Source organism: Streptomyces sp. NPDC057654 (assembly GCF_042800135.1).
GTDB lineage: Bacteria > Actinomycetota > Actinomycetes > Streptomycetales > Streptomycetaceae > Streptomyces.
In genome coordinates this window covers 1-5,338 of record NZ_JBHVHQ010000608.1, presented here as the reverse complement: position 1 = coordinate 5,338, position 5,338 = coordinate 1, and the positions used below count along the sequence as shown (strand labels likewise).

2 protein-coding genes are annotated in these 5,338 nt (G+C 69.6%); one reads left to right on the top strand and one right to left on the bottom strand.

Annotation, left to right across the window (positions count from 1 at the left end):
* Positions 1-60 precede the first annotated feature (60 nt).
* Positions 61-1,176 carry an ABC transporter permease gene (locus tag ACFU99_RS31790; RefSeq protein WP_384398608.1) on the bottom strand — a complete coding sequence of 372 codons (1,116 nt, stop codon included), beginning with the start codon at positions 1,174-1,176 and terminating at the stop codon, positions 61-63.
* Between the two features lie 100 nt (positions 1,177-1,276).
* Here ACFU99_RS31790 and hrpA point away from each other — a divergent pair, with 100 nt between their 5' ends.
* On the top strand, positions 1,277-5,251 hold the full coding sequence (gene hrpA, locus ACFU99_RS31785; protein ID WP_384398606.1) for an ATP-dependent RNA helicase HrpA: 3,975 nt from the start codon (positions 1,277-1,279) through the stop codon (positions 5,249-5,251).
* The last annotated feature ends 87 nt before the right edge of the window (positions 5,252-5,338 follow it).

Below are 5,338 nucleotides of genomic sequence, written 5' to 3'. Positions count from 1 at the left end.
GTCGCGTTGTACGGGCCCATGCGTACGCCCACGCGCGCGCGTACGCGTGGGCCTCCCGGTTCAGCCGGACGGCGACGCGGCGTGGGCGTGCGCGTGCGACCGTACGGCGGGCCGGCCGCCGGGGTGCCGGTGGCGCCAGATCCAGAAGACCGTCGTGGCCACGACCGCCCAGACGGCCAGCACCACGAACGGGAAGGCGTGCTGGTAGCGACCGAAGTAGACCGCGGTGTGCTGCGCGTTCACGGATGCCCCCGGCGGCAGCCAGCGGCCGATCTCGCCGAGTACGGACGGCAGCAGCGGCCAGGACACGGCGCCGCCCGAGGACGGGTTGCCGAGCAGCACCATCACGCCCCAGGTGGGGATCATCGCCCAGCGGCCGATGAGGGTGTTGAACATCGTGAAGACCATGCCCGACGTGAACATCGTGAACGCCAGGATCAGCCAGGACTCGACGAACGGCAGGTCCAGCGCGCCCAGCAGCCAGTCCACGACCGCGGCGATGGCGAAGGCGCCGAGCAGCGCGTACGCGGCGGTGAAGGCGATCCGCTCGGCCGGATTGAGCCCTCTGGCGTGCACGCTGAGCTGAATGGCCCCGACGAAGCCGATGATGACGGCGGCCAGCGAGATGTAGAAGAGCGCGAGGCCGCGCGGGTCGCCGTCCTGGAGCGGCTTGACGTCCTTGACGGTCACCGGCACCCCGACCGCCTCGCCGACCTTCGGGCCGGCCTGGGTGAGCACCTGGGCGACGGTGGCCCCGGAGGCGCCCGACACGTCGAGACGGACGCGGCCGTCGTCGACGTTGAGGACGGCGAAGACCTGCTGCTCGTCGACGGCGCGGCGGGCCTCCTCGTACGAGGAGTAGTCGTGCAGCTTCAGGGATGCGTTGAGGGCCTTCTCCATGCCGCCGATGAACGCCTTGCCGCGCGGGGTGTCCTTGCCCCCGACGACGGCGGTGGGGATGTGGTGCGGGGTGGGGTTGGCCATCGTGTAGGTGTACGAGCCCGCGAAGAGCCCGGCCGCGGCGGCGAGGATGAACAGCAGCACCGTCGCGGGCAGGAACGGCGAGTTCTTGAAGGCGATCCACCGGTCCGCCCTGCTGGGGGGCTTGCCGTGGGCGCCGTGCGCGGGGGTCTCGCCGTGCGAAGAAGTCTCCTGGTCGTCCTGTTGATCATCCATAAGGCCACGCTAAAGCACCTATAGGGGACATTCTCGGTTGGGTTCGCAGGCCACAAATGGTTCGCCAGTCTTTTCCGGGAGGTGAGATCCTGGAGGACGTATGTCCAGTCAGCCTGCCCCCGCCCTGCCCGCCCTCCTGGAGCGGCTCCCCGACCTGATGCTGCGCGATCAGCAGCGGCTGGGCCGCCGGCTCGACGGCGCGCGCCGTATCCGTAAACCCGAGGCCCGTTCGGCCGTACTGGCCGAGATCGCGGCCGACGTCGACACGGCCGAGCTGCGGGTGGCCGCCCGCCGCGAGGCCGTCCCGAAGATCAGTTACCCCGAGCAGCTCCCGGTCAGCCAGAAGAAGGACGAGATCCTGGCGGCCATCCGCGACCACCAGGTCGTGATCGTCGCCGGTGAGACCGGCTCCGGCAAGACCACCCAGATCCCCAAGATCTGTCTGGAGCTGGGCCGCGGCGTCAGAGGGCTGATCGGCCACACCCAGCCGCGCCGGCTCGCGGCCCGGACCGTCGCCGAGCGCGTCGCCGAGGAGCTGAACACCCCGCTGGGCGAGGCCGTCGGCTGGAAGGTCCGCTTCACCGACCAGGTCGGCGGCGACACGCTCGTCAAGCTGATGACGGACGGCATCCTGCTCGCGGAGATCCAGACCGACCGCGAGCTGCGCCAGTACGACACGATCATCATCGACGAGGCGCACGAGCGCAGCCTCAACATCGACTTCATCCTCGGCTATCTGGCCCAGCTGCTGCCGCGCCGCCCGGACCTGAAGGTCGTCATCACCTCGGCGACCATCGACCCGGAGCGCTTCGCCCGGCACTTCGGCTCCTTCGCCACGGTGGCCGACGACGGCGAAAAGAGCGCGCCGATCGTGGAGGTCAGCGGCCGTACGTACCCGGTGGAGGTGCGCTACCGGCCGCTGCTGGAGGAGGGGTCCGAGGACAGCGACCGGGACCAGATCACCGCGATCTGCGACGCCGTGGACGAGCTCCAGCGCGAGGGCGACGGCTTCGGCGACATCCTGGTCTTCCTCTCCGGCGAGCGCGAGATCCGCGACACCGCGGACGCCCTGGAGAAGAAGAAGCTCAGATCCACCGAGATCCTGCCGCTGTACGCGCGCCTCTCGCACGCCGAGCAGCACCGGGTCTTCCAGCGCCATCAGGGGCGGCGAATCGTTCTGGCGACCAATGTCGCCGAGACCTCCCTGACCGTGCCCGGCATCCGGTACGTGATCGACCCCGGCTCGGCCCGGATCTCCCGCTACAGCCACCGCACCAAGGTCCAGCGGCTGCCGATCGAACCGGTCTCGCAGGCCAGCGCCAATCAGCGCAAGGGCCGCTGCGGCCGTACGAGCGACGGCATCTGCATCCGCCTCTACTCCGAGGACGACTTCGACTCCCGCCCGGAGTTCACGGACGCGGAGATCCTCCGTACGAACCTGGCCTCCGTCATCCTCCAGATGACCGCCGCCGGGCTCGGGGACATCGAGAAGTTCCCCTTCATCGACCCGCCGGACCGCCGCAACATCAAGGACGGCGTGGACCTGCTGGTCGAGCTGGGCGCGATCGACCCGAAGCAGAAGGACGTCAAGAAGCGGCTCACCCCGATGGGCCGCAAGCTCTCGCAGCTGCCGGTGGACCCGCGCCTCGCCCGGATGGTCCTGGAGGCCGACCGGAACGGCTGCGTCCGCGAGGTCATGGTGATCGCCGCGGCGCTCTCCATCCAGGACCCCCGCGAACGGCCCTCCGACAAGCAGGCGCAGGCGGACCAGCAGCACGCCCGGTTCAAGGACGAGAGCAGCGACTTCCTCGCCTTCCTGAATCTGTGGCGCTATGTGCGCGAGCAGCAGAAGGCGCTGTCGTCGTCGGCCTTCCGGCGCATGTGCCGCGGCGAATTCCTGAACTACCTGCGGATACGCGAGTGGCAGGACATCTACAGCCAGCTGCGTACGGTCGCCAAGACGATGGGCATCCACCTCTCCGAGGAGGACGCGGCCCCCGACCGCGTCCATACGGCGCTCCTGTCCGGACTGCTCTCGCACCTCGGCCTGAAAGAGGCGGAGAAGAACGAGTACCTGGGCGCGCGCAGCGCCAAGTTCGCGGTGTTCCCGGGGTCGGCCCTCTTCAAGAAGCCGCCGCGCTGGATCATGTCGGCGGAGCTGGTGGAGACCTCCCGGCTGTGGGCGCGGGTCAACGCGAAGATCGAGCCGGAGTGGGTCGAGCCGCTCGCCCAGCACCTGGTCAAGCGCACGTACAGCGAGCCGCACTGGGAGCAGAAGCAGGCGGCGGTGATGGCGTACGAGCGGGTGACGCTGTACGGCGTGCCGATCGTCGCGCAGCGGAAGGTCAACTACGGGCGCATCGACCCGGAGACCAGCCGCGACCTCTTCATCCGCAACGCGCTGGTGGAGGGCGACTGGCGCACGCACCACCAGTTCTTCCACGACAACCGCAAGCTGCTCGGCGAGGTCGAGGAGCTGGAGCACCGGGCCCGCCGCCGCGACATCATGGTGGACGACGAGACGCTCTTCGACTTCTACGACGAGCGGCTGCCGGACGACGTCGTGTCGGGGGCGCACTTCGACTCGTGGTGGAAGCGCAAGCACCGCGAGGAGCCGGAGCTGCTCAACTTCGAGCAGTCCATGCTCATCAACGAGAACGCCGAGCAGGTCACCAAGGACGACTATCCGGACACCTGGCGGCAGGGCGGGCTGAAGTTCAAGGTCACCTACCAGTTCGAGCCGGGCGCGGACGCGGACGGCGTGACCATCCACATCCCGCTCCAGGTCCTCAACCAGGTGTCCGCCGAGGGCTTCGACTGGCAGATCCCGGGGCTGCGCGAGGACCTGGTCACCGAGCTGATCCGGTCGCTGCCCAAGCCGATCCGCCGCAACTACGTGCCGGCGCCGAACTTCGCCAAGGCGTTCCTGGAGCGCGCGACGCCGCTCCAGGAGCCGCTGACGACCACGCTGACGCGGGAGCTCCAGCGGATGGTGGGCGTGCGGATGGAGCCGGACGACTTCGATCTCGGCCGGGTCCCGGACCATCTGAAGATCACGTTCCGGGTCGTCGACGAGCGCCGCCGCAAGATCGCCGAGGAGAAGGACCTGGAGGCGCTGCGCCTCGCCCTCAAGCCGAAGACCCGGGCGGCCATCACCAAGGCCTTCGAGCAGGCCGCGGAGACCTCGGGAGGCGGCGGCCCGGAACAGCGCTCCGGGCTCACGTCGTGGACGGTGGGCACGCTGCCGCGCACCTTCGAGACCCGGCGGGCGGGCCAGCCGGTGAAGGCGTACCCGGCGCTGGTCGACGAGGGCGCGTCGGTGGCCGTGAAGCTCTTCGACACGGAGCCGGAGCAGCGGCAGGCGATGTGGCGCGGCACGCGCCGGCTGATCCTGCTGAACCTGCCGTCGAATCCGGCGAAGTTCGCCCAGGACAAGCTGTCCAACCAGCAGAAGCTCGCGCTCTCGCGCAATCCGCACGGCTCGATCGCGGCGCTCTTCGAGGACTGCGTGTCCGCCGCCGCGGACCGGCTGATCGCGGCGCGCGGCGGCCCGGCCTGGGACGAGGAATCGTTCCGCAAGCTCTTCGACGCGGTACGGGCGGACATCACCGACGCGACGCTGGACGCGATCCGCAAGGTGCAGGAGGTCCTCGCGGCCTGGCAGGCGTGCGAGCGCCGGCTGAAGGCGACCACCTCGCTGGTGCTCGTACCGTCGCTGACCGACATCAAGGAGCAGTTGGCCGAGCTGATCAGGCCGGGGTTCGTCACGGCCCACGGCACCCGGCGGCTGCCCGACCTGATGCGCTACCTGGTGGCCGTCGACCGGCGGCTCCAGCAGCTCCCCACCAACGCCCAGCGGGACCGCGCCCGGCTGGAGAAGGTGAAGGAGATGCGGGACGAGTACGCGTGGCTGCTGGAGCAGTTGCCGAAGGGGCGGCCGGTGCCGCAGCAGGTCCTGGACATCCGCTGGATGATCGAGGAGCTGCGGGTGAGCTATTTCGCGCACGCGCTGGGCACGGCGTACCCGGTTTCGGACAAGCGGATCGTCAAGGCGATCGACGAGGCGGCCCCCTGAGCGACTGGTTCGACCGCACCCCCTGAGCTGCTGTAGAGTCTTGCTTCGCAGCCGCACGAGAGTGCGGGGCGACGCAAGGTCCTGTGG